Below are 23000 nucleotides of genomic sequence, written 5' to 3'. Positions count from 1 at the left end.
CTGTACAACCATCAACTGCCGCAGTCGGCCCTGAAGTCCAAAACGCCCATCGAAGCAATGAAGCATTGGTACGATGAAAAGTCGCACCTGTTTCACAGGCGACCAAAGTCATCCAATCGTCCGGGATGCGACACATAGCTTCCAGCAAATCTGCCTCTTGTTCAATAGAGCGGCCTTTACAGACCTCAGCAACCGCGCTGGGCATGGCAAAAGCCACCCAACTTTGGCTCAAACCTGCGCTGTGCTTCAGGTCTCTGCCGTCTTGGCTTCGTCTTCAGACGCTTGCGTGTTGCGGATGAACAGCTGGGTCACCCAAATCCCCACCTCGTACAGCAAGCCCATCGGGATCAGCAACGATGCCATCGACACCACATCAGGCGGCGTGACGATGGCGCAAACAATGGCCGCAGACACCCAGAAGTAGCCGCGAAAGTCCTTGAGCTGCTGCACATTCACCACGCCTACCTTGGCCAGCACCACCACGGCCACGGGCACCTCAAAAGCCAACCCAAAGGCCAAAAACATGGTGAGCACGAAACTCAGGTACGCCTCGATGTCTGGCGCGGCCGTGATCGACTGTGGCGCAAACTGCTGAATAAACGCAAACACCTTGCCGAAGACGAAGAAATAACAGAACGCCACGCCTGCGAAGAACAGTAAGGTGCTCGATACCACCAGCGGCAGCACCAACTTTTTCTCGTGCGAATACAGCCCCGGCGCGACGAAAGCCCACACTTGGTGCAGCACCACGGGCAGCGCGATCAAAAAGGCGGCCATCAACAAAATTTTCAGCGGCACCATGAACGGTGAGATGACCGAGGTGGCGATCATGGTCGCGCCTTTGGGCAGGTGCGCCACCAGCGGCGCGGCCAGCAGGTCATACAACTGGCCCGCACCGGGAAAGAAGCCCAGCGCAACCGCCACCACGCCTACGGCCACCAGCGCCTTGATCAGCCGGTCGCGCAGCTCCATCAGGTGCGTGACAAACGGCTGCTCAGTACCCGCCAGTTCGTCTTCAGGGGATTGCTTGGGATCACTCATGTCGGGGCATTGTCGCCCACCGCTGGCTGGACACCAGGGTTATGGGGCACTGCAAGGGTTTTCAAGGCGTCAGGCTGCTTTCCGCTCAGGCACCCGGCCGCCTGGGCCTGAACCGTGCCACCCGGGCGGCACCCGACTGCACCTGTCTGCGCACGCCGTGGCGTGACTTGTACCACTGCGGCACCGCGCCACGCTTGAGACGCCAGTTCTTGTCGGGCCTGCGGTATTCGGGCGGCGGTGGCGTCCAACCGGGTGAAGGGCTGTCGGCAGTGGCCTCGCCCATGTCTTGCACTTCAGCAGTGACAGCGTTCCAGTCTTTTTCAAAGTCGGTCTTGACACTGCGCAGGCTGCTTTCAACATCGCGCCCGGCTTCTTCGACCGAGGCTTTCATTTTCTTCAGCTCATCCAGATCCATGGCGCGGTTGACCTCGGCCTTCACGTCCGAGACATAGCGCTGCGCCTTACCCAGCAAAGTGCCTACCGTGCGCGCCACGCGCGGCAATTTTTCAGGGCCAATGACGATCAGCGCCACCGCGCCAATCAAGGCCATTTTGGAAATACCGAGGTCAAGCATGTCGATGCAAGCCGCAAGCGCATCGCTGGCACGTCAACCGCCAGCGATGAGCGCACCGCGTTGTGTCAGCTTTTTTCCTTGGCCTGCACGTCGATGGTGTCTTGGTTGGCTGTGGCGTTATTCGTCACCTGTGCGGTGGGGGCCGCAGCAGGCTGGTCACCTTCGGCCACGCCATCGCGCATGCCGTCTTTAAAACCTTTGACGGCCCCACCCAGATCAGAACCCATATTTCTGAGCTTCTTGGTGCCAAAAACCATGACCACGATCAGCAAAACGATCAGCCAGTGCCAGATAGAAAACGAACCCATGTGCTTTTCTCCTTGCGCGCTCAAATCGATAAAGCGAGCGCCATGTGCCTGATTTTAGACGGTGGAACATGACAGCGGTTGACAACGGTTGCGCTGGATGCGGCAGGCTTCTCAGCCCTTGGCCCACGGGCGCGGGCCGCCCATCACGTGCACGTGCAGGTGCTGCACTTCCTGACCGCCCTCTGCCCCGGTGTTGACCACCACACGAAAACCGCCGTCGGGGTACGGATTGCAACCTTGCTCCAGTGCCAGGCGGGGGGCCAGCGTCATGATGTGCCCCATCAGCGCCGCATGTTCCTGGCCCAGTTGCGCCATGGACGAAATGTGCGCCTTGGGCACCAGCATGAAATGCACCGGTGCCCACGGGTTGATGTCGTGAAAGGCGTAAACCTGCTCGTCTTCGCACACCTTTTTGGACGGGATTTGCCCGGCAATGATCTTGCAGAAAATGCAGTTGGGGTCGTGCGAAGCGGATGTGTTCATGCCAGTATGCTCATGGTTAAGGGGCCGCAGTGGGCAGGTGGGTGCTCAGCAAATGCGTGGCCGAGCCGGTGGTCTTTTCGCCAATGTGACGGAAGTTCTTTGTCAGCCAATCTTTGCCCGCCGCTCGACCTAAATCGAACAATTGGTGCAAAAAAGCAGTGTCCGAGCGCGACTTGCTGGCCGCACCAAACGCGGCCAGCGCCGCCCCACCGTCCACACGATGGAAACGCATGCGCTTGTACTTTTTGGCATCCAGGCGGCCTTCTTGCAGCAGGCGACTGACGAACTCGATGGCACGCGCTTCGGCCAGCAAAGGGGCGTTGAAGGTGATCTCGTTGATGCGCTCGGCAATCTCTTGTGCGCTGGCGCTGGGCGAAAAATCAGCCTCGATGGGGTTGATCTGCACCAACAGCACGTCGCTGGTTTTGGTGTTGTAGATCAGCGGATAAATCGCCGGGTTGCCCGAATAGCCGCCATCCCAGTAATGCTCACCATCAATTTCCACCGCCTTGAACAGCGTGGGCAGGCAGGCCGAGGCCATCACGGCGCTGGCCGACAGACGGTCGTCGTTGAAAATCTCGCCCCGCCCGGTGCGCACGTTGGTGGCGGCCACAAACGCCTTGAGCGCGGGCGACTGCCGCAGCAAATCAAAGTCCACCTCGCGCTCCAGCAGCTGGCGCAAGGGGTTCAGGCCCAGCGGATTGGCCTGTGTGGGGCTGAGCCATTGCGTCCACCACGAGGCCACCATCTGCGTGGCCGCCAGCGGCAAGCCACTTTGAAACGCCCCCATCAGACCCACGCCGTCCCAAAACCGCGCCAGGGCCACGCGCGCGGCCTCGTAACGCGCCTGACCCTTCAGACCGTCGGCATCAGCGCGGGCCAGCCCGTGCGCCAGCACCACTGCATTCATGGCCCCGGCGCTGGTGCCGCTGGCCCCTTCAAACTTCAGCCGCCCGTCTTCCAGCAGCGCGTCCAGCACGCCCCAGGTGAACGCGCCGTGCGAGCCGCCGCCTTGCAGCGCCAGGTTGATGGGTTTGCTGGCATGGCCGTTGGCTTTAGTGCGACTGGATTTAGTCGTGCTTTTTTTGACCGTGCTTTTTTTGGCGGCTGTGGTCGCAGCCGATGCGCGCTCAGACATCGATCGCGCGATCCGCGTTCATGCGCACCATGCCTTTGACAATGCGGTAGAGAAACCACAGCGAGATCAGCCCCCAGGCAATCGCCCCCGGCAGGTACAGCAGCAAAAACAACGGCGAAGTCAACACATAGCACACGCCCGCCCACAGCACCGAGCTGATGCGCCAGTTGAAGTGGCTTTCTTGCCAGCTGCCGCGCGCATCGTCTTTTTTCACCAAGTCCATCACCAGCGCGATGATCAGCAGGGCAATGCTGACCTGCGCGCCCGGCACCACCGCCGCCACGGCAACGATCAGGTGCAGGATGTAGCTGACCCAGCCCCAGGTTTTCAGCGTATCGCTGGCGTCCTGATTCAGCTCGCGCTCGCTGGCAGGCCGCACATTCGGCTCGACGTCCATGATGTCGTGGTTGCTGCTCATGTGCCCGTTCCTTTCGTCAGAGGTTCTGCCGCTTCGCGCTCGCGCACCTTGCGCAACGCTTTTTCTTCGATACCTGAGAGTCCTTCGCGGCGCGCCAGTTCCGCCACCACGTCGGCCGCTGAAAAGCCGTAGTGCGCCAGCGCCACCATGCCGTGGAACCATAAATCGGCCATTTCAGCCACCATTTTTTCGGGCGCACCGCCGTGCTCGGCATCCTTGGCGGCCATCACCACCTCGGTGGCTTCCTCACCAATTTTCTTTAAAAAGGCGTCCGGTCCCTTATGCAGCAGGCGCGCCACGTAGCTGGCCTCAGGGTTGCCGCCTGCGGCGGGCTTGCGGCTTTCGATCACGGCCGTCAGCCGCGCCAGGGTGTCTGTATCAGTATCGGCAGATTGGGTCATACAGCTTGTTATTTATAGATGGTGGCCGGATCTTTCAAGACTGGGGCGTCGGCTTGCCACTGGCCGCCTTTCAGCACACTGAAAAAACAACTGTGCCGCCCGGTGTGGCAAGCAATGCCCGGTTCATGCCCCAGTTGCGTGACTTGCAGCAACACCACATCGTTATCGCAATCGATGCGGATGTCATGCACGGTCTGCACATGGCCTGATTCTTCGCCCTTGAACCACAGCTTGCCGCGCGAGCGGCTGAAATACACCGCCTGGCCCAGCTCGGCTGTTTTGGCCAGCGCCTCGCGGTTCATCCAGGCCAACATCAGCACGTCGCCCGTGTCGCGCTCCTGCGCAATCACCGGCACCAAGCCTTGCGCATCCCATTTGACTTGATCCAACCAGTTCATGCAGCCATTGTCCGCGATTCGCGTCAAGCCATCCGACGCTTGTGGTCGCAGTGCGCCATCCACATGCCTGAGAGCGTGTTCAACGTCTCAGCGTGAGGGGTGTGGGATGCGGATCGGGATAGGCTGCAAGGCGCAGACTGCCCGAGACCGCGCCCGCACACCCACGCAGAGACTTTGAACACGCTCTGAAGACAAGTCCATGCACAATGCGCGCCATGAATACTCTGCCGACTTTGCCACCCATCTGGGCCGAATGGCTGCACACGGTGCTGGAAGCCACCGCCACGCTGGCCTTTGCGCTGTCGGGCGTGTTGGCTGCGGCACGCAAAAACCTGGATTTGGTGGGCGTGTGCGTGGTGGCTTTCGTCACCGCCTTTGGCGGCGGCACGCTGCGCGACATACTGATCGACCAACGGCCCTTTTTCTGGGTGCAGCATGTTGAATTTGTCTGGGTGCTGATGGCCGTGTGCCTGGTCGCTGTGCTGTTCATGCACCAGCGGCATGTGCACCCTACCGAGCGCGCCCTGCTCTGGCCCGATGCCATGGGCCTGGGGATGTTCACCGCCGTGGGCGTCAACCCCGCACTGGCGCAGGGCCTGCCGCCACTGGTGGCGGTGATGATGGGCGTCACCACCAGTTGCTTGGGCGGCGTGTTGCGCGACGTGCTGTGCAACGAGCTGCCCCGCGCGCTGAGCGACCGCAGCCCCTACGCCGCCTGTGCGTTCATCGGCGGCTGGCTGTACGTAGGGGTCATCAGCATGGGTCTGCCACCCTGGATAGCCTTGGTGTTGACGGTGATCTTCACCGCCGCGCTGCGGCTGGTGGCCGTCTGGCGCGGCTGGCAGTTACCGGCCTGGAACCAGTGATCCCAGCGGCACCAGCCGCGCTGGCGTCGGCCCATCAGTCCACCTTGGCACCCGATGCCTTGACCACCTGACGCCACTTGTCGGCCTCTTTTTTGATGAAAGCCTCAAACTCTGCGGGCGTGTCTGGGCTGGCCATCGCGCCCTGGGCCGCCATTTGCTTGGCCACCTCCGGCTGCGACAGCACTTTCACCGTGGCCGCATTCAGTTTGGCCAGCACATCGGCAGGCAAGCCCCGGTTGGTGAACAAACCAAACCAGGACATGGCGCTGTAACCCGGCACACCGGCTTCGGCAATGGTGGGCACATCGGGCAACTCGGGATAGCGTTTATCCGCCGTGACGGCGATGGGGCGCAGCTTGCCCGCCTTGACGTGCTGAATGGCCGAGGGCATGTTGTCGAACATGATGTCGATCTGCCCAGCCAGCAAATCGGCCACGGCAGGCGCGCTGCCCTTATAGGGAATATGCAGCATGTCCACGCCGGTCATGGTCTTGAACAGCTCTCCCGACAGGTGAATCGACGAGCCATTGCCCGACGAGCCAAACGTGACTTTGCCCGGATTGGCCTTGGCGTAATCAATCAACTCTTTCACTGTTTTGTAGGGGCGCGACGGGTGGGCCACCAGCAAGTTGGGCACCATCGCCACCAGCGACACGGGTTGAAAGTCACCCAGTGGTTTATAGGGCAGGTTTTTGTACAGCGACTCATTGATGGCGTGCGTGCCCACTGTGCCCATGAACAGCGTGTAGCCATCGGCCTTGGCGCGCGCCGCCGCCTGTGCGCCAATATTGCCGCCCGCGCCTGCCTTGTTGTCGATCACCACCGGCTGGCCCAGTTCAGCCTCCAGCGCCTTGCCCAGAATGCGCGCCAGAATGTCGGTGGTGCCCCCGGCTGAAAACGGCACCACCAGCGTGAGCGGTCGGTCTGGATAGCCTTGCGCCCAGGCCGCGCCCGAATTCATTCCCACCAGCGCCACCGCAGCGGTCGCCAGCAGCGCACGACGGCGTGGCAGAATTTGGTTCATCACGTTCATAAAAAGTCTCCTTTCACTGCAAAACACGGCCACCCAGGGCAGCCACAAAAAATGCCCCCACGCTTACCCGCTGCGCGAGGTGCGCTGCCCCCAAAGGGGGCCTCTTTTGCCTTGGGGCGGCCCAGCGGCAAAAAGCAGCCGAAATCACACCCCCACCACACCCACGGTCATGCCGCCGCACACGTACAGCACCTGGCCGGTGATGAAGCCGCTGTGCGCATCCAGCAAAAAGGTGGTGGCGTGGGCCACGTCATCGGGCGTGCCCACGCGCTTGACGGGCACCGCGTCGATGATGGCCTGCGTGCGCGCTGCACCCGGCGGGTTGGCGCGGTCAAATAATTCGGTGCGGATGGGGCCGGGGCCGATGGCGTTGGCGGTGATGCCGTGCGCGCCCAACTCCAGCGCCCACACGCGCGCCATACCGATCAGCCCGGCCTTGGTGGCGCTGTAGGCGGTGCGCAGCTCTTTGCCCAGCGCGGCGCGCGAGGCCATGTTGACGATGCGCCCAAAGCCCGCTGCCTTCATACCCGGCAGCAGCGCCTGCATGCACTGAAAGGCGCAGCGCAGATTGAGCGACAGCGCCAAGTCCAACTCAGCCAGCGTCTGACGTTCGGCATCGGCGGGTACCACCACGCCAACGTTGTTGACCAGCCGCGTGATGGGGCCGCCGGCCAGCGCTTCGTCCAGCGCGCGCGCCGTGGCGTCGGGGCTGGACAAGTCGGCCTGAATACCGCCTGACACCACCTCGCGGTCGATCACCACCGGCTCCCAGCCGCGCTGGTGGCAATGCTCGGCCACCGCCGCGCCGATACCCGCTGCACCGCCTGTAATCAGCACCCGTTCGGCAGCCGCCGCCATCACACGCGCTCCAGCACCAGCGCAATGCCCTGCCCCACACCAATGCACATGGTGCACAGGGCGTACCTGCCGCCGGTGGCGTGCAGGCGGTTGACGGCGGTGGTGGCCAGCCGCGCGCCGCTGGCACCCAGCGGATGGCCCAGCGCGATGGCGCCGCCCCAGGCATTGACGCGCTCGTCATCGTCTTGCAGCTCCAACAGCCGCAGCACGGCCAGGCCTTGGGCGGCAAAGGCTTCGTTCAGCTCGATCACGTCGATCTGATCGAGCTTCAGGCCCGTCAGCGCCAGCACTTTTTGCGTGGCCGGGGCCGGGCCGATGCCCATCACGCGCGGGGCCACGCCCGCCGTGGCCATGCCAACCACGCGCGCCCTGGGGGTCAGGCCGTATTGGGCCGCCGTGGCCTCACCCGCCAGCAGTAACGCGCAAGCGCCATCGTTGACACCGCTGGCGTTGCCCGCCGTCACCGTGCCGTCGGGCTTGACCACGCCTTTGAGTTTGGACAGCTTGTCCAGGCTGGTCTCGCGCGGGTGTTCGTCGGTATCTACCACCACCGGATCGCCTTTTTTCTGCGCCACGTGCACCGGGGTGATCTCGCGCGCCAAGTGGCCCGCCTGTTGCGCCGCCACGGCTTTGCGCTGGCTGGCCAGGGCCATCTGGTCCTGCGCGGCGCGCTCTACACGATAGTCGGTGGCGACGTTCTCAGCCGTCTCGGGCATGGAGTCGATGCCGTACTGCGCCTTCATCAGCCGGTTGACGAAGCGCCAGCCGATGGTGGTGTCGTACACGGCATTGGCGCGGCTGAAGGCGCTTTCGGCTTTGGGCATGACAAAGGGTGCGCGGCTCATGCTTTCTACGCCGCCAGCAATCATCAGCGTGGCTTCTTCGGCCTTGATGGCGCGCGCTGCCGTGCCCACCGCGTCCAGGCCCGAGCCGCACAGGCGGTTGAGGGTAGCCCCCGGCACGTCGACGGGCAGCCCCGCCAGCAGCGCCGACATGCGCGCCACGTTACGGTTGTCTTCACCCGCCTGGTTGGCGCAGCCGTACAGCACGTCGGTAACGGCGGCCCAATCCACTTGGGGGTTGCGCGCCATCAACGCCCGAATGGGCACCGCGCCCAGATCGTCGGTGCGCACACTGGCCAGCGCACCGCCGTAGCGGCCAAAAGGCGTGCGAATGGCGTCGACGATGAAAGCTTGTTTCATAAAAGAGTCTCCTGAAATTTGAATGCAATTCAAGCGGCAATAGGCTGGCCGATCAGGCGTTCCAGCTCAGCGTGACTCAAGCCATCGACCAGATCGATCAGCCCCAGGCCGTCGGCAGAGCAGCGCAAAGTGGCCAGATCGGTGTAAATGCGTTTGACGCAGCCCACCGCCGTCAGCGGGTAAGTGCATTCGGCAACGATCTTGCTGGCACCTTGCTTGGTCAGCAAATCCATCATCACCCAGGTCTGGCGCGCGCCCACGGCCAAGTCCATCGCACCGCCGACGGCGGGAATGGCCCCCGGCTCGCCGGTGCTCCAGTTGGCCAGATCGCCCCGCACCGAAACCTGAAACGCCCCCAGCACGCACACGTCCAGATGGCCACCGCGCATCATGGCAAAGCTGTCGGCATGGTGAAAGTAACTGCCGCCCGCCAGCAAGGTGACGGGGGCTTTGCCCGCGTTGATGAGGTCGTAATCCTCTTGCCCCACCGCCGGGGCCGCGCCCATGCCAAGAATGCCGTTTTCAGAGTGCAGCACCACTTCGCGCTCAGCCGGAATGTGGTTGGCCACCAGCGTGGGCTGGCCAATGCCCAAGTTGACGTAAGCGCCGTTGGGAATATCCGCCGCGATGCGCTGGGCCAGCTCTGATTTGCTTCTTTTTTGGTAGCTGTTCACGCTTTTATTTCCTGCGTTAAACGTCGATTTGATGCATGAATCTTCATGCCGCCGCCTTGAAGCCGCCCGCCTGGGTCGCGGTGCGCGGCACCTGCACCACCTGGCTGACGAAGATGCCGGGGGTAACCACCGCCTCGGCATCCAGCGCGCCCAGCGGCACCACCTCGTGCACCGTGGCCACCGTGTGACGCGCGGCCATGGCCATCACCGGGCCGAAATTGCGCGCCGCCTTGCGGTAGGTCAGATTGCCCCAGCGGTCGCCACGCTCGGCCTTGATGAGGGCCACGTCACCGTGAATCGGGTATTCCAGCACGTATTGACGACCATTGATTTCGCGCGTTTCCTTGGCGCTGCCGTCAGCGTTTTTGGCCAGATCGGTGCCAAAGCCGGTGGGCGTGAAAAACGCCCCCACGCCCGCCCCGGCAGCGCGCAAGCGCTCGGCCAGATTGCCCTGAGGCACCAGCTCCAGCTCGATCTGGCCCGCCCGATACAGCGCGTCGAACACATGGCTGTCGACCTGGCGCGGAAAGCTGCAAATCATCTTGCGCACGCGCCCGGTTTTCAGCAGCGCGGCCACGCCAGTGTCGCCATTGCCCGCGTTGTTGTTGACCAGCGTCAGGTCTTTCGCGCCCTGCGCGATCAGCCCGTCGATCAACTCGCCCGGAACGCCCGCCGTGCCAAAGCCGCCAATCAGCACCGTGGCACCGTCTTGCACACCCGCCAGCGCCTGGGCCACTGAAGAGGCAATTTTGTCAATCATCTCAAGTCTCCTCATCAGGCCACATCCCCTTGGGACATGGCAGAGATGTTATTTCTATTTGTTCTTATATCGAACAAATGTTCTAATAACGAATATATCGGCTTACCCACGTCCCCACTGTCCCCATGAAGACATCGCCCATCCATCGCGCCTTACCCGCTCCTTCTGACGAAATGCCGCCCGCTGAAACCAGCGCGGCCCGCCAGCCTCCACGCCCCAGCGACAGTTACGTGCAATCGTTCGCGCGGGGGCTGGCAGTGATCCGCAGCTTCAGCGCCGACGCGCCGCAGCAAACCCTGTCTGAAGTGGCCGCCCGCACCGGCCTGACCCGTGCCGGGGCGCGGCGCATTCTGCTGACGCTGCACACCCTGGGCTACGTGCACAGCGACGGCAAGCTGTTCCGGCTGGCGCCGCGCATCCTCGATTTGGGTTTTGCCTACCTGTCGGCCATGCCCACCTGGAACCTGGCCGAGCCGGTGATGGAAGCGCTGGCCGCCGAGGTGAGCGAATCCACCTCATCGGCCGTGCTGGACGGCACCGACGTGGTGTACGTGCTGCGCGTGTCCACCCGCAAGATCATGCGCATCGGCCTGGGCGCGGGTTCACGCCTGCCCGCGTACTGCACCTCGATGGGCCGCGTGTTATTGGCCGCCCAGCCCGAGCCGCAAGCGCGCACCATCCTGCACGCATCGCCCCTGGTGGCGCACACCCCGCGCACCATCACCGACATCGACGTCCTGATGGCCGAAGTGGCGCAAGCGCGCACCCAGGGCTGGGCGCTGGTCGATCAAGAGCTGGAAGAAGGGCTGATCTCGATGGCCGCCCCCATCATCGGTCGTCAGGGCCAGACGCTGGCCGCCATCAACGTCTCCGGCCAGGCCAATCGCACCGATGCCGACACCATGCGCGCGCGCATCCTGCCCGCGCTGCGGCGCGCGGCGCAGGAAATCTCGGGCCTGCTGGCCGGGCGTTGAACGATCGAACGTTAGCCACGCCCTGCGCCGCAACATCGACTGCTTTTCAACTGGAGGGCAGGTTTGAAAAGATGCGCTGCTCTTTGGGCGTTCTGCCAAACCAGCGCTTGCACGAGCGCGTAAAAGACGATTGATCGGCAAACCCGAGCATGTCGCTCACCTGGGCCAGCGGCAGCGCTTGTTGTTTGAGGTATTTCATGGCCAGACGACTTCTCACGCGGTCTGTAATCTGCTGCAACGAGGTGCCGCGCTCGCGCAACCGCCGCTGCAAGGTTCTAGGCTCGATGTTCAGCGTGGTGGCCACCAGCTTCAAATCCACCTGCCTGATTCTGAGCAGGCGATTGACCAGGCGCTCAACCACCTGGTCAAACGGATCTTCCGCCACAGCGACCGTGCCCATCAGGTATTTTTCTGCGAACTGCTTGAGCAAGGGATTGGCATCCGGACAGCGCTGGCGCATGGCCCAGGCATCGAGCACCACCCCATTGAACGGCGCACTGAATTGGGGCTGCTGCCCCATATATCGCAGGTAGGTGGCCGGATCCGACTGCATGCGGTGGCTCAGGCACACCATCTTTGGAACCAGCTTGCCTTGCGACACCAGCGTCAGCAGACGCAACACATGCAGCACGGCATGTTCGACCACCTGCGGGTAATCGGCCTCATCGGCCACCAGCAGGCAAAAGCTGACCCTGTACAGATCCGCGCCGTCCTCTTCAACCGCCAGCTCTGCGCCCGGCGTGTGAAAGCGAAGAAACCGGCTGATGGTGCGCACGGCCATCAGCGGACTGTCGGCGGCCTGAACGGCGATCGCCAAAACGCCCAGAAAAGAAAGCTCCTGACGGTCGGCCAGGCAAAACCCAAAATCAGGCCGATTGAGCCTGCAAGCGGCCATCTCGAAGGCCGTCATGATTTTCCGGTACGACAAGTAGCGGTCTGGATCAGCAAGCTCTGACGGCTTTAACCCGACCAGCGCCAGCACCTCGCGCGCGTCGCCGCCGAGCGACTTGACCAAAGGCTCGAAGTTGGACATCCCACCGGCCCTGCACAGATCTTTCACCTTCCGTCTCCTTGACGCACGATGCCCAAAATTTGTCGCGTAATGTCAATAACTGATGGCGCAGCCGACGTACTCTCTCCTTGACATCATAAAAAATACTTGGAGACAGTCGTGACGTTAACCCCAGCGTTACCACCCATCGTCTGTGTAAAAGATGGCCTGCTTGGCGATCACACGGACTGCGCCAAACCTGCACACCCAGGCGCTGTGCGATCCAGCATCGCGCCACCCGCACTGACAGCCTGGCCGCTGATGTCAGTCGCCAAACGGCCTGCGGTTTTTGTGGCTTCCGTGGCTTTCATAGCTTCTGCATCTGCACCAATGCGCGCCCACGCGAGTCGCTTTTATCAGCTTTGCTGCGCCGGCAAGCATCGCAAATACCCTGAACAGCGGCCTTGCAAGCCGCCATTTCATTGACACCCCCGAAATTCCTGCACCCCTTTGTCAAAGGAGACAACCATGACGACACTGCCCAAATCCGCACTGCTGGACGCCTACCGCCGCATGCGCACCATCCGTGAGTTTGAAGAAAGGCTTCACCGCGAGTTTGCCACCGGCGACATCCCGGGTTTCGTGCATCTTTACGCGGGCCAAGAAGCATCGGCCACCGGAGTTTGCATGAACCTGGGTGACGCCGACTTCATCTCCTCCACCCACCGGGGGCACGGCCACTGCATCGCCAAGGGCGTCGATCCGGTCGGCATGATGGCGGAAATCTTTGGCAAATCCACGGGGCTGTGCCGGGGCAAGGGCGGGTCGATGCACATTGCCGACATCTCCAAAGGCATGCTGGGTGCCAATGGCATCGTGGGCGCGGGTGGCCCACTGTCGTGCGGCGCGGCGCTGGCCAGCAAGATTCGCGGCAATCGCAGCGTAACCGCTTGCTTCTTCGGCGACGGCGCATCCAATCAAGGCACCATCTTGGAGTCGATGAACCTGGCTTCGGTGCTGAAGCTGCCGGTCATATTCGTGGCCGAAAACAACGGGTACGGCGAAGCCTGCGCGGCCTCTTTTGCCGTAGCCACCGAAGACGTCGCTGACCGCGCTGCTGGCTTCAACATGCCGGGCGTCATCGTCGACGGCTTCGATTTTTTTGCTGTTCATGAAGCCGCCGCACACGCCATTGAACGAGCACGCAACGGCGAAGGCCCCACCTTGCTGGAAACCAAAACGGGCCGCTTCATGGGTCATTACGAGGGCGACCAGCAAACCTATCGCGAAGAAGGCGAGGTCGAACGCCTGCGCAGCGAAAGCGATTGCCTGAACATATTCCGTGCCAAAGCCACGTCGTCGGGCGCGCTTTCTGATGCAGAACTGGACGACGTCGACGCGGCGGTCGTGGCGCTGATCGACTCGGCCGTCAAGCAAGCACGCCTTGATCCGACACCTGACCCGGCCAAAGACTTACTGGCCGATGTTTACGTGTCCTATCCCTGACCCACCCCTGAACAGCACTGGAGCAAGCGCAATGGCAAGAGAAATTCTTTTTATGGACGCGATCAACGAAGCCTTGAAGACCGAAATGGCGCGTGACGAATCGGTGTTCCTGATAGGTGAAGACATCGCTGGCGGCACCGGCACCAAGGGTGGCCCTGGCGCATGGGGCGGCATTTTGGGCATCACCAAAGGACTGTACGAGCAATACCCCACCCGGGTGGTGGACACCCCTATCTCGGAGTCGGCCCTGGTCGGTGCAGGCGTGGGTGCCGCAGTGGCGGGCATGCGCCCCGTGGTGGAACTGATGTTCGCGGATTTTCTGGGCGTGTGTTTTGACCAGATTTTCAACCAGGCGGCCAAGTTCCGCTACATGTTCGGCGGCAAGGCGCAAACGCCGCTGGTCATCCGCACCAACTGCGGCGGCAAGGCACGCGCTGCGGCCCAGCATTCGCAGATGTTGACGCCAATATTCACACACATACCGGGTTTGAAAGTGGTCTTTCCTTCCAGCCCGTATGACGCCAAGGGGCTGCTGATCCAAGCCATCCGGGACAACGATCCGGTCATCTTCATGGAGCACAAGGCGCTGTTGGCCACCAAGGGCGATGTTCCGCAAGAAAGCTACACGATTGGCTTTGGCGAAGCCAACGTCTTGCGCGAAGGCAGCGACGTGACCATCGTCACCTACGGCCTGATGGTGTTGATGGCCATGGGCGTGGCCACCGAGCTGGCCAAACAGGGCATTCAATGCGAGGTCATTGACCTGCGCACACTGTCACCGCTGGATGAAGACACCATTATCGAGTCGGTCGAGAAAACCGGACGGCTGGTGGTGGTTGATGAAGCCTATCCGCGTTGCTCTGTCGCTGCCGATATTTCTTCACTGGTGGCTGAACAGGCTTTCGGCGCACTCAAGGCACCCATCAAAAAGGTGACGGCGCCACATTCGCCCGTGCCATTTGCGGCCGCGCTTGAAGATGCCTTCGTCCCATCGCCGGAGCGCATTGGTGCCGCCGTGGCCGAAACGATGGCCTACGGAGGCTCAAAAGCATGAGCGGCGAAATCCACAAACTGACGGTGCCCAAATGGGGGCTGACCATGGAGCGCGGAACCCTGGCCGCCTGGAACAGGCAACCAGGTGACCGGGTGGAAACTGGCGACGAAGTCTGCGACCTTGAAACCGAAAAAATCATGGGCGGCATCGAGTCGCCCGTCTCGGGCATCTTGCGGCGTCAAGTCGCCAGCGTAGGTGATGTGCTGCCCATTGGTGCATTGCTGGGGGTGATTGCCGATGAATCGGTCAGCGACGCAGAGATTGACGCATTCATCGCCGATTTCAAGGCAGACATCGCAGCCGAGAGCGACGCCGACGACGGCACCCCGCCACCGGCACCAGAACACATCGAGGTGGCCGGACGCCGGGTGCGCCATCTGGCACAGCCTGGGCAGGGCACACCCATCGTCCTGGTGCATGGATTTGGCGGCAATCTGGAGAACTGGATCCTGAATCAGGCCGCCTTGGCCGCGGGCGGGCATCCGGTGGCGGCGCTGGACTTGCCAGGACATGGCGAATCATTGAAAACGCTGGATGATGGCTCGCTGGGCGAGCTGGCTTCGTCGGTGATGGCCTACATGGATTTCATGGGTTTCAAAGAAGCGCATCTGGTGGGCCACTCCATGGGGTCAGCCGTCTGCCTGATGGTTCAGCGTCAGGCCCCAAGCCGGGTCAAGTCGCTGTCACTGATTGCACCAGCGGGCGTGGGCCAGGCTGTCAACAACGCCTACATTCAAGGGTTTACCAATGCGCAAACCAGGCGTGAACTCAAACCTGTACTTGAGCAATTGTTCGCCGAGCCAGGATTTGTCTCACGCCAACTGGTCGACGATACGCTGAAGTACAAGCGGCTGGAAGGCATGACCGCCGCACTCAGCGCCATCGCCGAGCGCAGCCTGGGTCATGCAGGTGCGGCATTGCCTGAATTGGCCACCCAGGTACCGTTGATCATGATCTGGGGGGCGGCCGACCAGGTGATCCCGCCGCCCAACCCGGCGCAGTGGGCGCAAACCGATGTGGAGTTTCACCTTCTTGAGGGCATGGGCCACATGGTCCAAGTGGAGGCGGCGGCCGAGGTCAATCGCCGCATCATCGACTTTCTGAGCCGCCAGCAAGCATCGTAGCCCACCGCCACAAACAAGGCGTTGCAGCGGTGTTCTCTGTGTCGGCACAGGGCTTGCGGCTTGCGACCACTTTCCTGTGTCGGCGCAGCGCTCTGTTGGTCTTGTGCCATCAACGACAATCGGCGCATGAATGCCCCCATGCCCGCCTCAGCGACCACCGCATCAACCACCGCTTCACCACCCACCCACAGCGAACCGCTTCTCACCAGTCTGTCGCACGGCGGCGGCTGCGGCTGCAAGATTGCACCGGGGGTGCTGTCCGACATCCTGCGCGGCACGGGTGGCCTGCCGGTACCGCCAGAATTGCTGGTGGGCATTGAAACGTCTGACGACGCCGCTGTTTACCGTCTGAACGACGATCAGGCGTTGGTGGCGACGACAGACTTTTTCATGCCCATCGTCGACGACGCGCGCGACTTTGGCCGCATTGCCGCCGCCAACGCCCTGTCCGACGTCTACGCCATGGGCGGGCAGCCCATCATGGCGCTGGCCATTGTGGGCATGCCGATCAACGTGCTGTCCACCGCCACCATCGGACAGATTCTGGAAGGCGGCGCCAGCATCTGCCGCGAAGCGGGCATCCCCATTGCGGGCGGCCATACCATTGATTCGGTCGAACCTATTTATGGCCTGGTGGCGTTGGGGCTGGTGCACCCCAGCCGCGTCAAGCGCAACGCAGCGGCGCAGGCAGGCGATGTGCTGGTGCTGGGCAAACCGCTGGGCGTCGGCATTTATTCGGCCGCACTGAAAAAAGACCGGCTGGACAGCGACGGTTACGCACAGATGATCGCCCATACCACGCGCCTGAACACACCCGGCCCCGCGCTGGCCGCACTGCCGGGCGTGCACGCCCTGACCGACGTGACCGGCTTTGCCCTGGCTGGCCACGCGCTGGAGCTGGCGCGCGGCGCAGGCTTGACGGTGCAGATCGACTGGCCCGCCGTGCCCCTGCTGCCCGGCGTGCGCGATCTGGCCACCCAAGGCATCGTCACCGGGGCCAGTGGCCGCAACTGGGCCGCTTATGGCCACGACATCGCCCTGCCGCCCGGTTTTGCCGAGGCCGAACGCGCCCTGCTGACCGACCCGCAAACCAGCGGCGGCCTGCTGGTGGCCTGCGCGCCCAATGCCGTGGATGAGGTGCTGGGCGTGTTCCGCCAACACGGTTTTGATGATGCAGCCGTGGTGGGCCGGATGGCGGCGCAAGGCGACAAGCCGCTGATGGTCAACCACCCAACCACACGCTAAAAAAGGCCGTCCGATGTTCGCCCCCACTCAAGCCGAAGTCCGGCGCTTTTTTTGCAACGCCTGGGTCAAATCGCAAGCCAATCAGCCACTGGACGCCATGGAAACGCTGGCCGCAGGCTGGATCGCCGAGCACCCCGAATGGCACACCGACTTCGCCGATGCCGACGCCGCCGTGCAGCGCACCTATGACGAAGGTGCCGTGGGCGGCAACCCGTTCTTGCACCTGTCGATGCACTTGTCGATCAGCGAGCAATGCAGCATCGACCAGCCACCGGGCATCCGGCAGGCGGTGGAATTGCTCGCACGCCGTCTGGGCGACTTGCACGCCGCGCACCACCAGGCCATGCAATGCCTGGGCCAGATGCTGGCCGACGCGCAGCGCCGCAGCACCTCGCCCGACGGTGCAGCCTATGTGGAATGCGTGCAGCGGCGCGCCACCAGCGACAGCCTTTAAGAGCGTGTTCAAAGCTATTTATTCAATAGCTTGCTGCGCTTTGTACATAAGCGCCCAAAACCAATTTTGACTACGCTTTTGGCCGAAATTCTTGGCCTCAAGGCAAGTCCTTGGTCACCACTTCCATCTCGACCGGCGCAGGCCCCACGCTGCCCAGCCGGGCTTTGAGCGATTGCGGCTGGCCGCTCAAGATGATGGCGTAGTCAGTGGTGTTGGACAGCACTTTCTTGACGTAATTGCGGGTTTCGGTAAAGGGCACGTTTTCGGCCCAGATGGCCCCTTCGATCACCGGGCCGTTGCGCCAGTTGCGCGGTCGGCCCGGCCCGGCGTTGTAGGCGGCAGCGGCCAGCGGCATGGAGCCTTCAAACTGGTCCAGCGCCAGTTTGAGGTAGCTGGTGCCAATCAGGATGTTGGTGTCGCGGTCGTAAATCTGATCAGGCGTAAAGCCTTCCAGGCCGATCTTGCGCGCCGTCCAGCGCGCGGTGGCGGGCATGACCTGCATCAGCCCAGAGGCACCGACGCCAGAGCGCGCGTCCATGATGAAGCGGCTTTCCTGTCGGATCAGGCCGTACACATAAGCCGGCTCAAGCGCAATACGGCGCGCCTGTTGCACCACCGCGTCGCGGTAAGGCATGGGAAAGCGCTGCACAAAGTCGGCAAAGCCCTTGGTGCGTTCGCTGGCGTTGATGCAGCGGTCCCACACCTGGCGCTGGCAGGCCAGATCGGCAGCGGCGTACAGCGCGCGGTCATCCATGCCGCCACGCTCGTGCAGGTTGGTCCAGTAATTCCATTCACGCACGCCTTCGCTGCGCAGGCCCAGGCCAATGGCCAGCAGCGCACGGTTCAGCCCCGGATGACGGCGCGCTGCATCGCGCTCGGCCGCTGTCAATGGCGCAGGCGCAGGCGGCGGTGTGATAGGGCGGTCGAGTTCTTCGAGCGCCAGCTTTTCGTAAAAACCACCAAAGCCAGCAATGCCCTGCAGCAACTGGCGTGCGGCAGCGCGGTCAGCATCAGTGCGGGCCTGGGCCTGGTTGGCCCGCGCCAGCCAGTAGGTCCAGCCGCTGTCCTGGCGCTCGTCAGCGCTCATGGCTTTGATGGCGCTTTGCACCATCGGCCACTGGCCCTGGCGCAGGGCAGCGCGCGCCTGCCAGGCCAGCATGTCGTCGGTCAAATTCTGCGCACGGGTGACTTTGGCAAAGTACCGCACCGCGTTGTCTTGCAGTTTCGTGGCCGCTTGCTTGCCAATCACGCCCCAGACCCAGTTGCGCTCTTCGGGATTGAGCTGGGCGGCTTTGCGGCCATCCATTTGCGCAGCGGCCTGATCGGGGTCAGCCACGGCCAGCTTGATCAGCGCCAGCGTGGTCAAGGCCGCTTGAAAGCGCGACGCGGGCTGAGCGCGGTTGAGGTAGCGCATGGCGCTGTTCTGGATTTGCGCCACATCAGATGAGACATCGGGTGCCTCCAGATCAATCACCGCACGCGCCAGTGAAGCCCGGTTGGCCTCCATCGCCAAACGGGCTTTTTTCCACAAGTCCTGACTGCTGAGTTGCCCACTCTGGCGCAGCACATCGGCGGCCAGCAGGCAGCCGTCGTCCTGATTGCGCTGGCCAAACCAGTCGATGCGCATTTGCTGCACCGCTTGCGCACTGACGGCGCGCCCTTGCATGGCGTCCATCGCCACGGCAAAGCAGCGCACCTGCGGGTCGTCTTGCATGCGAAAGCGCGGCAGCTCAGGGGCAAAGTTGTCCCAGTCGCGTCGCTTGCCCGACAAAAGCAGCCAATCGTTGCGCAGTCGGTCTTCCTGGTAAGTGCCTGCGTAGCGCTGCAAAAAGTCGTGCACGTCTTGCGGCGTGGCTTCTTCCAGGCGCGCTTTCAGCTCCCAGTAGGCGGCCCACACCTCCAGCGCATGGCCGCGTGCCTGCGGCAACAACTCGGTCAGGCGCGCACTGTCGTTGCGGCGCAGGGCTTCGCGCATGTCGAGGATGACGGCATCGCCGTCTGCCGATATCTGCGGCACCGACTGCGCCAGCACCGGGGCCAGATACAGCCCATGGCCCGCAAAGCCCACCACATACGCCGCAGCCAGGCGCAAGAATGTCAAAATCATGGGTAAACGCATGAGTCAATTATGAGCAAGTTCGACAAAAAAACCGTGCGCGAGCGCCTGATTCAAGAACGCTTACATCTTCCAGAGCGCCTGACCCGCTGCGACGCGCTGCAACACGTCATGCGCATCTGGCTGGTGGGCAGGGCCGACACGGTGATCGGCGCTTACTGGCCCATCAAGGGCGAATTTGACCCGCTGCCCGCGCTGCACCGCTGGAAGGAAGACGGCGAGTTGATGGACGAGCCGCTGCGCCGCCGCATCGGACTGCCGGTGGTGGACAAGGTTCACAAAACCCTGAAATTTCACATCTGGTACCCCGGCTGTCCCATGGAAGAAGACGCCTACGGCATTCCAAAGCCCAAAGACACCGAGGTCATCGTGCCTACCCTGCTGTTCGTGCCCTGCGTGGGCTATGGCGCAGGCGGCTACCGGCTGGGCTATGGCGGCGGTTTTTACGACCGCACACTGGCCGCGCTGCAACCGCGCCCTGTCACCGTGGGACTGGGTTTTACCAACGGCTTTATCGACGACATGGAACCCGAGCCGCACGACCAACCGCTGGACGCCATCTTGAACGACAACGGGGTGGTTTGGCCGATTGGCGGAGTCTGACCGATGGACGGGGCTTGATGGCCCCTACAACCCTACGCGATGGACGGCTTATCTTGATTGATATCAAGCAAAAAAATGCCTGTCAGAGAGATACTGGAAAGTTTCGGGCTTAGGCTTTGAGTTTGCGTCCGACACCCCCCATTCAATTCAACCTTCAGAGAGGACACCCATGGACAAGCCCGTCTCCACCCGCAAAACCAGCCCCCCCGTCAAAAAGCCCGTCGCACGCAAAAACGGCAGCTCCGCCACCAGCCGCATCAACGATGGCGTACGCCCCGTAGCCAAAGGCGACACCCCACCTTCACTCAAACCCAAGGCGCTTGAAAAATTCATCGCCGATCGCGCCACCGTCTCCGCGCGCGACAAGCAACTGGTGGCCGTGCAGCGCCTGCTGATGGACGAAAAATCCGGTACCCCAGCCGAACGCGCAACCGGCCTGCGCGCCATTTTGGAAGGCGCTTCGCCCGACGACCGCAAGGCACTGCGCAAAGCCATCAAGGCCAGTGAAGCGGCCAACGTCAGCAAACCCAACCCCGACGAAGAACTGGCCGCCGACTGGCGCGATGGCGGCTACCCGTACAAAAACCTGCTGCGCCGCGCGGTGTACGAAAAAGAAAAGTTCAAACTGCAAGTCGAGTTGCTGAAGCTGCAAAGCTGGGTCAAAGAAACCGGCCAGCGCGTGGTGATTTTGTTTGAAGGGCGCGACGCCGCAGGCAAGGGCGGCACCATCAAGCGCTTCATGGAACACCTCAACCCCCGCGGCGCGCGTGTGGTGGCGCTGGAAAAACCCACCGAAACCGAGCGCGGCCAATGGTACTTTCAGCGTTATGTCGAACACCTGCCCACGGCAGGCGAAATCGTGCTGTTTGACCGCAGTTGGTACAACCGCGCAGGCGTTGAGCGCGTGATGGGTTTTTGCTCTGAAAAGGAATACCACGACTTCGTACGCCAAGCGCCTGAATTTGAGCGTCACCTGGTGTCATCAGGCGTTCACCTGATCAAGTTCTGGTTTTCGGTCAGCCGCGAAGAGCAGCGCCGCCGCTTCAAAGAGCGCGAAGGCCACCCGCTCAAGCAATGGAAACTCAGCCCCATCGACAAGGCCAGCCTGGACAAATGGGACGACTACACCCGCGCCAAAGAAGCCATGTTCTTTGAAACCGACACCGCCGACAGCCCCTGGACGGTGATCAAAAGCAATTGCAAAAAACGCGCCCGCCTGAACGCCATGCGCTACGTGCTGCACAAAATGCCATATGAGGACAAAGACCTGACGCAAGTCGGCAAGCTCGATCCCCTGATCGTCGGCCGCGCCCACGTGGTGTACGAGCGTGGCGAACACCCCGAGACGCTGCTGTAATACGGCTGCTACCCCCTCATGCCACAGCCCGCCTGATGCGGGCTTTTTTATACCCAAAATAGCCTCTGACGCCTGTATTTAAAGCCATGTCAACTATCAAAATTAAAGCAATGCTACGGGTTCAGCAAGCCTCACCTTCATCAGGCGAACCCGTAGGGCGTGAACCGGCTTAGATTTTCGTCCACGCCCAGCGTGCGCCCGACATAGGGGAACGCCCGTTGCGGGCAGCGTTCGCGCTCGCACACCTTGCAGCCCATGCCAATCGGCGTCGTCACTTCAGGGGCCTGCAAGTCAAGCCCCTTGGCGGTGCCAACGAGGTGGCGTTCGTTGAATACCCCATCGGCCACAAGCGCCGCCGCGCCGACGGCATTCCACTGCTCGAAGCCAAGTTCCGCACCAACTTGGCGCGCAAGTTTCCAACCAAGCAGCAACAAGCCATCCTCGCGCTGGCGCTCGACCAGAACAAGCTGGAAGCCACGCCGGTCAACGACTTCGTCGATCTGTTTACGATTGCCGCATGAACACCAACACACCACTGACCACCCGCCAGCGCCTGCGCGCGCTGGCCGAAGCGCGGCGCGGCACCATCGTGCCCGGCGCGTTCAATGCACTGTCGGCCAAGGTCATCGAAGACCTGGGCTTCGAAGCCATTTACGTCACCGGCGCGGGCGTGACCAACATGTGGCTCGGTCTGCCCGACCAAGGCTTCATGGGGCTGGCCGAAATCGCTGACCATACAGCGCGCATCCGTGACGCGGTGAGCGTGCCGCTGCTGGTCGATGCCGACACCGGCTTTGGCAACGCGCTGAACGTTTACCACACCGTGCGCACGCTGGAGCGCGCCGGGGCCGACTGCATTCAGCTTGAAGACCAGGTAGCCCCCAAGCGCTGCGGCCACTTCAGCGGCAAAGAGGTCATCAGCACCGAAGAGGCCATCAGCAAAATCAAGGCGGCTGTCGACGCGCGACGCGATGCCGATCTGCTCATCATGGCCCGCACCGATGCAGCGGCCACGCATGGTTTTGAAGCCGCTGTGGAGCGCGCGCAACAGTTCGCCGAGGCCGGTGCCGACCTCCTGTTCGTCGAAGCCGTCACGCAGGCCGAAGAGGTGAAAGCCCTGCCCCAACGCCTGGCCAAGCCGCAACTGATGAACATGGTGATCGGCGGGCGCACGCCCATCTTCAACGCCGATCAACTGGCCGAGCTGGGCTTTGGCATCGTGCTGTACGCCAACGCGGCCTTGCAAGGCGCAGTGGCGGGCATGCAAAAAACCCTGACAACACTGCGCGACGACAAGCAGGTGCAGGAATCCAGCGGCCTGGTTACGTCATTTGCAGAGCGCCAGCGACTGGTAGGCAAACCTCAATGGGATGCGCTGGAAAAGCGCTTTTCATGAAAAGTTTCGCACCCGTGTAGGCTGCG

Annotated in this window: 25 protein-coding genes and 3 pseudogenes; 12 read left to right on the top strand and 16 right to left on the bottom strand. The window is 62.5% G+C overall.

What is annotated here, in order from left to right:
* Positions 1 to 138, top strand: a pseudogene (locus ACK5NW_RS01485) (IS481 family transposase); the annotation flags it as partial.
* A gap of 108 nt (positions 139 to 246) precedes the next feature.
* On the opposite strand, the gene tatC reads toward ACK5NW_RS01485, so the two are convergent.
* From tatC to hisI, 8 genes are all read right to left on the bottom strand, one after another.
* Entirely contained in the window at positions 247 to 1041 is a 795-nt protein-coding gene (gene tatC, locus ACK5NW_RS01480) for a twin-arginine translocase subunit TatC (RefSeq protein ID WP_416924475.1), read from the bottom strand.
* 85 nt (positions 1042 to 1126) lie between these two features.
* Positions 1127 to 1615, bottom strand: coding sequence for a Sec-independent protein translocase protein TatB (gene tatB / locus ACK5NW_RS01475; RefSeq protein WP_416924474.1), 489 nt, complete (start codon positions 1613 to 1615; stop codon positions 1127 to 1129).
* Positions 1616 to 1680: 65 nt separating this feature from the next.
* Positions 1681 to 1923, bottom strand: coding sequence for a Sec-independent protein translocase subunit TatA (gene tatA, locus ACK5NW_RS01470; RefSeq protein WP_416924473.1), 243 nt, complete (start codon positions 1921 to 1923; stop codon positions 1681 to 1683).
* 111 nt (positions 1924 to 2034) lie between these two features.
* Entirely contained in the window at positions 2035 to 2406 is a 372-nt protein-coding gene (locus ACK5NW_RS01465; protein WP_416924472.1) for a histidine triad nucleotide-binding protein, read from the bottom strand.
* Positions 2407 to 2422: 16 nt separating this feature from the next.
* Positions 2423 to 3544: a patatin-like phospholipase family protein gene (locus ACK5NW_RS01460; RefSeq protein ID WP_416924471.1), complete on the bottom strand. Its 1122-nt coding sequence runs from the start codon at positions 3542 to 3544 to the stop codon at positions 2423 to 2425.
* Positions 3537 to 3962: a DUF4870 family protein gene (locus ACK5NW_RS01455; RefSeq protein WP_416924470.1), complete on the bottom strand. Its 426-nt coding sequence runs from the start codon at positions 3960 to 3962 to the stop codon at positions 3537 to 3539. The genes ACK5NW_RS01460 and ACK5NW_RS01455 overlap by 8 nt, the downstream gene beginning before the upstream one ends.
* Positions 3959 to 4363, bottom strand: coding sequence for a phosphoribosyl-ATP diphosphatase (locus ACK5NW_RS01450; protein ID WP_416924469.1), 405 nt, complete (start codon positions 4361 to 4363; stop codon positions 3959 to 3961). Before ACK5NW_RS01450 ends, ACK5NW_RS01455 begins: the two co-directional genes overlap by 4 nt.
* A gap of 8 nt (positions 4364 to 4371) precedes the next feature.
* On the bottom strand, positions 4372 to 4761 hold the full coding sequence (gene hisI, locus ACK5NW_RS01445) for a phosphoribosyl-AMP cyclohydrolase (protein ID WP_416924468.1): 390 nt from the start codon (positions 4759 to 4761) through the stop codon (positions 4372 to 4374).
* A 215-nt stretch (positions 4762 to 4976) separates the two neighbouring features.
* Here hisI and ACK5NW_RS01440 point away from each other — a divergent pair, with 215 nt between their 5' ends.
* Positions 4977 to 5627 carry a trimeric intracellular cation channel family protein gene (locus ACK5NW_RS01440; RefSeq protein WP_416924467.1) on the top strand — a complete coding sequence of 217 codons (651 nt, stop codon included), beginning with the start codon at positions 4977 to 4979 and terminating at the stop codon, positions 5625 to 5627.
* 34 nt (positions 5628 to 5661) lie between these two features.
* Here the strand turns inward: ACK5NW_RS01440 and ACK5NW_RS01435 are convergent, their stop codons facing one another.
* The 5 genes from ACK5NW_RS01435 to ACK5NW_RS01415 all read right to left on the bottom strand — a co-directional run bounded on the left by ACK5NW_RS01435 (position 5662) and on the right by ACK5NW_RS01415 (position 10154).
* On the bottom strand, positions 5662 to 6660 hold the full coding sequence (locus ACK5NW_RS01435; RefSeq protein WP_416924466.1) for a Bug family tripartite tricarboxylate transporter substrate binding protein: 999 nt from the start codon (positions 6658 to 6660) through the stop codon (positions 5662 to 5664).
* 144 nt (positions 6661 to 6804) lie between these two features.
* The gene (locus ACK5NW_RS01430; RefSeq protein WP_416924465.1) at positions 6805 to 7518 is read right to left on the bottom strand and encodes an SDR family oxidoreductase; all 714 of its coding nucleotides are present in this window, start codon (positions 7516 to 7518) and stop codon (positions 6805 to 6807) included.
* A complete protein-coding gene (gene pcaF, locus ACK5NW_RS01425; RefSeq protein WP_416924464.1) occupies positions 7518 to 8720 on the bottom strand; it encodes a 3-oxoadipyl-CoA thiolase in 1203 nt (400 codons plus the stop codon). Before pcaF ends, ACK5NW_RS01430 begins: the two co-directional genes overlap by 1 nt.
* Positions 8721 to 8749: 29 nt before the next feature.
* Complete coding sequence (locus tag ACK5NW_RS01420) at positions 8750 to 9394, bottom strand: 3-oxoacid CoA-transferase subunit B (RefSeq protein ID WP_416924463.1); 645 nt, start codon at positions 9392 to 9394, stop codon at positions 8750 to 8752.
* A gap of 43 nt (positions 9395 to 9437) precedes the next feature.
* Positions 9438 to 10154: a 3-oxoacid CoA-transferase subunit A gene (locus ACK5NW_RS01415; protein ID WP_416924462.1), complete on the bottom strand. Its 717-nt coding sequence runs from the start codon at positions 10152 to 10154 to the stop codon at positions 9438 to 9440.
* Between the two features lie 173 nt (positions 10155 to 10327).
* Here ACK5NW_RS01415 and ACK5NW_RS01410 point away from each other — a divergent pair, with 173 nt between their 5' ends.
* The gene (locus ACK5NW_RS01410) at positions 10328 to 11128 is read left to right on the top strand and encodes an IclR family transcriptional regulator domain-containing protein (RefSeq protein WP_416924480.1); all 801 of its coding nucleotides are present in this window, start codon (positions 10328 to 10330) and stop codon (positions 11126 to 11128) included.
* Positions 11129 to 11174: 46 nt separating this feature from the next.
* Here the strand turns inward: ACK5NW_RS01410 and ACK5NW_RS01405 are convergent, their stop codons facing one another.
* Positions 11175 to 12161: an AraC family transcriptional regulator gene (locus tag ACK5NW_RS01405; RefSeq protein WP_416924461.1), complete on the bottom strand. Its 987-nt coding sequence runs from the start codon at positions 12159 to 12161 to the stop codon at positions 11175 to 11177.
* A 486-nt stretch (positions 12162 to 12647) separates the two neighbouring features.
* Between ACK5NW_RS01405 and ACK5NW_RS01400 the strand changes: the two genes are divergently transcribed.
* From ACK5NW_RS01400 to ACK5NW_RS01380, 5 genes are all read left to right on the top strand, one after another.
* Positions 12648 to 13625, top strand: coding sequence for a thiamine pyrophosphate-dependent dehydrogenase E1 component subunit alpha (locus ACK5NW_RS01400; RefSeq protein WP_416924460.1), 978 nt, complete (start codon positions 12648 to 12650; stop codon positions 13623 to 13625).
* Positions 13626 to 13656: 31 nt separating this feature from the next.
* Positions 13657 to 14679 carry an alpha-ketoacid dehydrogenase subunit beta gene (locus ACK5NW_RS01395; protein WP_416924459.1) on the top strand — a complete coding sequence of 341 codons (1023 nt, stop codon included), beginning with the start codon at positions 13657 to 13659 and terminating at the stop codon, positions 14677 to 14679.
* Positions 14676 to 15803, top strand: a complete 1128-nt coding sequence (locus tag ACK5NW_RS01390; protein WP_416924458.1) for an acetoin dehydrogenase dihydrolipoyllysine-residue acetyltransferase subunit — start codon at positions 14676 to 14678, stop codon at positions 15801 to 15803. The genes ACK5NW_RS01395 and ACK5NW_RS01390 overlap by 4 nt, the downstream gene beginning before the upstream one ends.
* A gap of 138 nt (positions 15804 to 15941) precedes the next feature.
* Complete coding sequence (gene selD, locus ACK5NW_RS01385; protein WP_416924479.1) at positions 15942 to 17048, top strand: selenide, water dikinase SelD; 1107 nt, start codon at positions 15942 to 15944, stop codon at positions 17046 to 17048.
* 13 nt (positions 17049 to 17061) lie between these two features.
* Entirely contained in the window at positions 17062 to 17502 is a 441-nt protein-coding gene (locus ACK5NW_RS01380) for a DUF1841 family protein (protein ID WP_416924457.1), read from the top strand.
* Between the two features lie 97 nt (positions 17503 to 17599).
* On the opposite strand, the gene ACK5NW_RS01375 is transcribed toward ACK5NW_RS01380, so the two are convergent.
* Positions 17600 to 19609, bottom strand: a complete 2010-nt coding sequence (locus tag ACK5NW_RS01375; RefSeq protein WP_416924456.1) for a transglycosylase SLT domain-containing protein — start codon at positions 19607 to 19609, stop codon at positions 17600 to 17602.
* A gap of 21 nt (positions 19610 to 19630) precedes the next feature.
* On the opposite strand from ACK5NW_RS01375, the gene ACK5NW_RS01370 reads away from it, so the two are divergent.
* Together ACK5NW_RS01370 and ppk2 are read left to right on the top strand one after the other, a co-directional pair.
* A complete protein-coding gene (locus ACK5NW_RS01370) occupies positions 19631 to 20221 on the top strand; it encodes a 5-formyltetrahydrofolate cyclo-ligase (RefSeq protein ID WP_416924455.1) in 591 nt (196 codons plus the stop codon).
* A 169-nt stretch (positions 20222 to 20390) separates the two neighbouring features.
* Complete coding sequence (gene ppk2, locus ACK5NW_RS01365) at positions 20391 to 21578, top strand: polyphosphate kinase 2 (protein ID WP_416924454.1); 1188 nt, start codon at positions 20391 to 20393, stop codon at positions 21576 to 21578.
* Between the two features lie 140 nt (positions 21579 to 21718).
* Here ppk2 and ACK5NW_RS01360 read toward each other — a convergent pair.
* Positions 21719 to 21883: pseudogene (locus ACK5NW_RS01360) on the bottom strand (short-chain fatty acyl-CoA regulator family protein); the annotation flags it as partial.
* Positions 21884 to 21892: 9 nt separating this feature from the next.
* On the opposite strand from ACK5NW_RS01360, the pseudogene prpD reads away from it, so the two are divergent.
* Positions 21893 to 22099: pseudogene (gene prpD / locus ACK5NW_RS01355) on the top strand (2-methylcitrate dehydratase); the annotation flags it as partial.
* 14 nt (positions 22100 to 22113) lie between these two features.
* A complete protein-coding gene (locus tag ACK5NW_RS01350) occupies positions 22114 to 22974 on the top strand; it encodes an isocitrate lyase/PEP mutase family protein (RefSeq protein ID WP_416924478.1) in 861 nt (286 codons plus the stop codon).
* Positions 22975 to 23000: the final 26 nt, after the last annotated feature.

Source organism: Ottowia sp. (genome assembly GCF_047975795.1).
Taxonomy (GTDB): domain Bacteria; phylum Pseudomonadota; class Gammaproteobacteria; order Burkholderiales; family Burkholderiaceae_C; genus Ottowia.
This window is presented reverse-complemented; position numbering and strand designations above follow the sequence as displayed.

Coding starts and splice junctions, on each gene's coding strand:
- ACK5NW_RS01400 (WP_416924460.1), top strand. CDS start 12,648: ATGACGACACTGCCCAAATCCGCACTGCTGGACGCCTACCGCCGCATG.
- ACK5NW_RS01460 (WP_416924471.1), bottom strand. CDS start 3,544: ATGTCTGAGCGCGCATCGGCTGCGACCACAGCCGCCAAAAAAAGCACG.
- ppk2 (WP_416924454.1), top strand. CDS start 20,391: ATGGACAAGCCCGTCTCCACCCGCAAAACCAGCCCCCCCGTCAAAAAG.
- hisI (WP_416924468.1), bottom strand. CDS start 4,761: ATGAACTGGTTGGATCAAGTCAAATGGGATGCGCAAGGCTTGGTGCCG.
- ACK5NW_RS01380 (WP_416924457.1), top strand. CDS start 17,062: ATGTTCGCCCCCACTCAAGCCGAAGTCCGGCGCTTTTTTTGCAACGCC.
- tatB (WP_416924474.1), bottom strand. CDS start 1,615: ATGCTTGACCTCGGTATTTCCAAAATGGCCTTGATTGGCGCGGTGGCG.
- ACK5NW_RS01370 (WP_416924455.1), top strand. CDS start 19,631: ATGAGCAAGTTCGACAAAAAAACCGTGCGCGAGCGCCTGATTCAAGAA.
- pcaF (WP_416924464.1), bottom strand. CDS start 8,720: ATGAAACAAGCTTTCATCGTCGACGCCATTCGCACGCCTTTTGGCCGC.
- ACK5NW_RS01415 (WP_416924462.1), bottom strand. CDS start 10,154: ATGATTGACAAAATTGCCTCTTCAGTGGCCCAGGCGCTGGCGGGTGTG.
- ACK5NW_RS01410 (WP_416924480.1), top strand. CDS start 10,328: ATGCCGCCCGCTGAAACCAGCGCGGCCCGCCAGCCTCCACGCCCCAGC.
- ACK5NW_RS01440 (WP_416924467.1), top strand. CDS start 4,977: ATGAATACTCTGCCGACTTTGCCACCCATCTGGGCCGAATGGCTGCAC.
- ACK5NW_RS01395 (WP_416924459.1), top strand. CDS start 13,657: ATGGCAAGAGAAATTCTTTTTATGGACGCGATCAACGAAGCCTTGAAG.
- ACK5NW_RS01450 (WP_416924469.1), bottom strand. CDS start 4,363: ATGACCCAATCTGCCGATACTGATACAGACACCCTGGCGCGGCTGACG.
- ACK5NW_RS01430 (WP_416924465.1), bottom strand. CDS start 7,518: ATGGCGGCGGCTGCCGAACGGGTGCTGATTACAGGCGGTGCAGCGGGT.
- ACK5NW_RS01435 (WP_416924466.1), bottom strand. CDS start 6,660: ATGAACGTGATGAACCAAATTCTGCCACGCCGTCGTGCGCTGCTGGCG.
- ACK5NW_RS01375 (WP_416924456.1), bottom strand. CDS start 19,609: ATGATTTTGACATTCTTGCGCCTGGCTGCGGCGTATGTGGTGGGCTTT.
- ACK5NW_RS01455 (WP_416924470.1), bottom strand. CDS start 3,962: ATGAGCAGCAACCACGACATCATGGACGTCGAGCCGAATGTGCGGCCT.
- ACK5NW_RS01405 (WP_416924461.1), bottom strand. CDS start 12,161: ATGTCCAACTTCGAGCCTTTGGTCAAGTCGCTCGGCGGCGACGCGCGC.
- tatC (WP_416924475.1), bottom strand. CDS start 1,041: ATGAGTGATCCCAAGCAATCCCCTGAAGACGAACTGGCGGGTACTGAG.
- tatA (WP_416924473.1), bottom strand. CDS start 1,923: ATGGGTTCGTTTTCTATCTGGCACTGGCTGATCGTTTTGCTGATCGTG.
- selD (WP_416924479.1), top strand. CDS start 15,942: ATGCCCGCCTCAGCGACCACCGCATCAACCACCGCTTCACCACCCACC.
- ACK5NW_RS01465 (WP_416924472.1), bottom strand. CDS start 2,406: ATGAACACATCCGCTTCGCACGACCCCAACTGCATTTTCTGCAAGATC.
- ACK5NW_RS01390 (WP_416924458.1), top strand. CDS start 14,676: ATGAGCGGCGAAATCCACAAACTGACGGTGCCCAAATGGGGGCTGACC.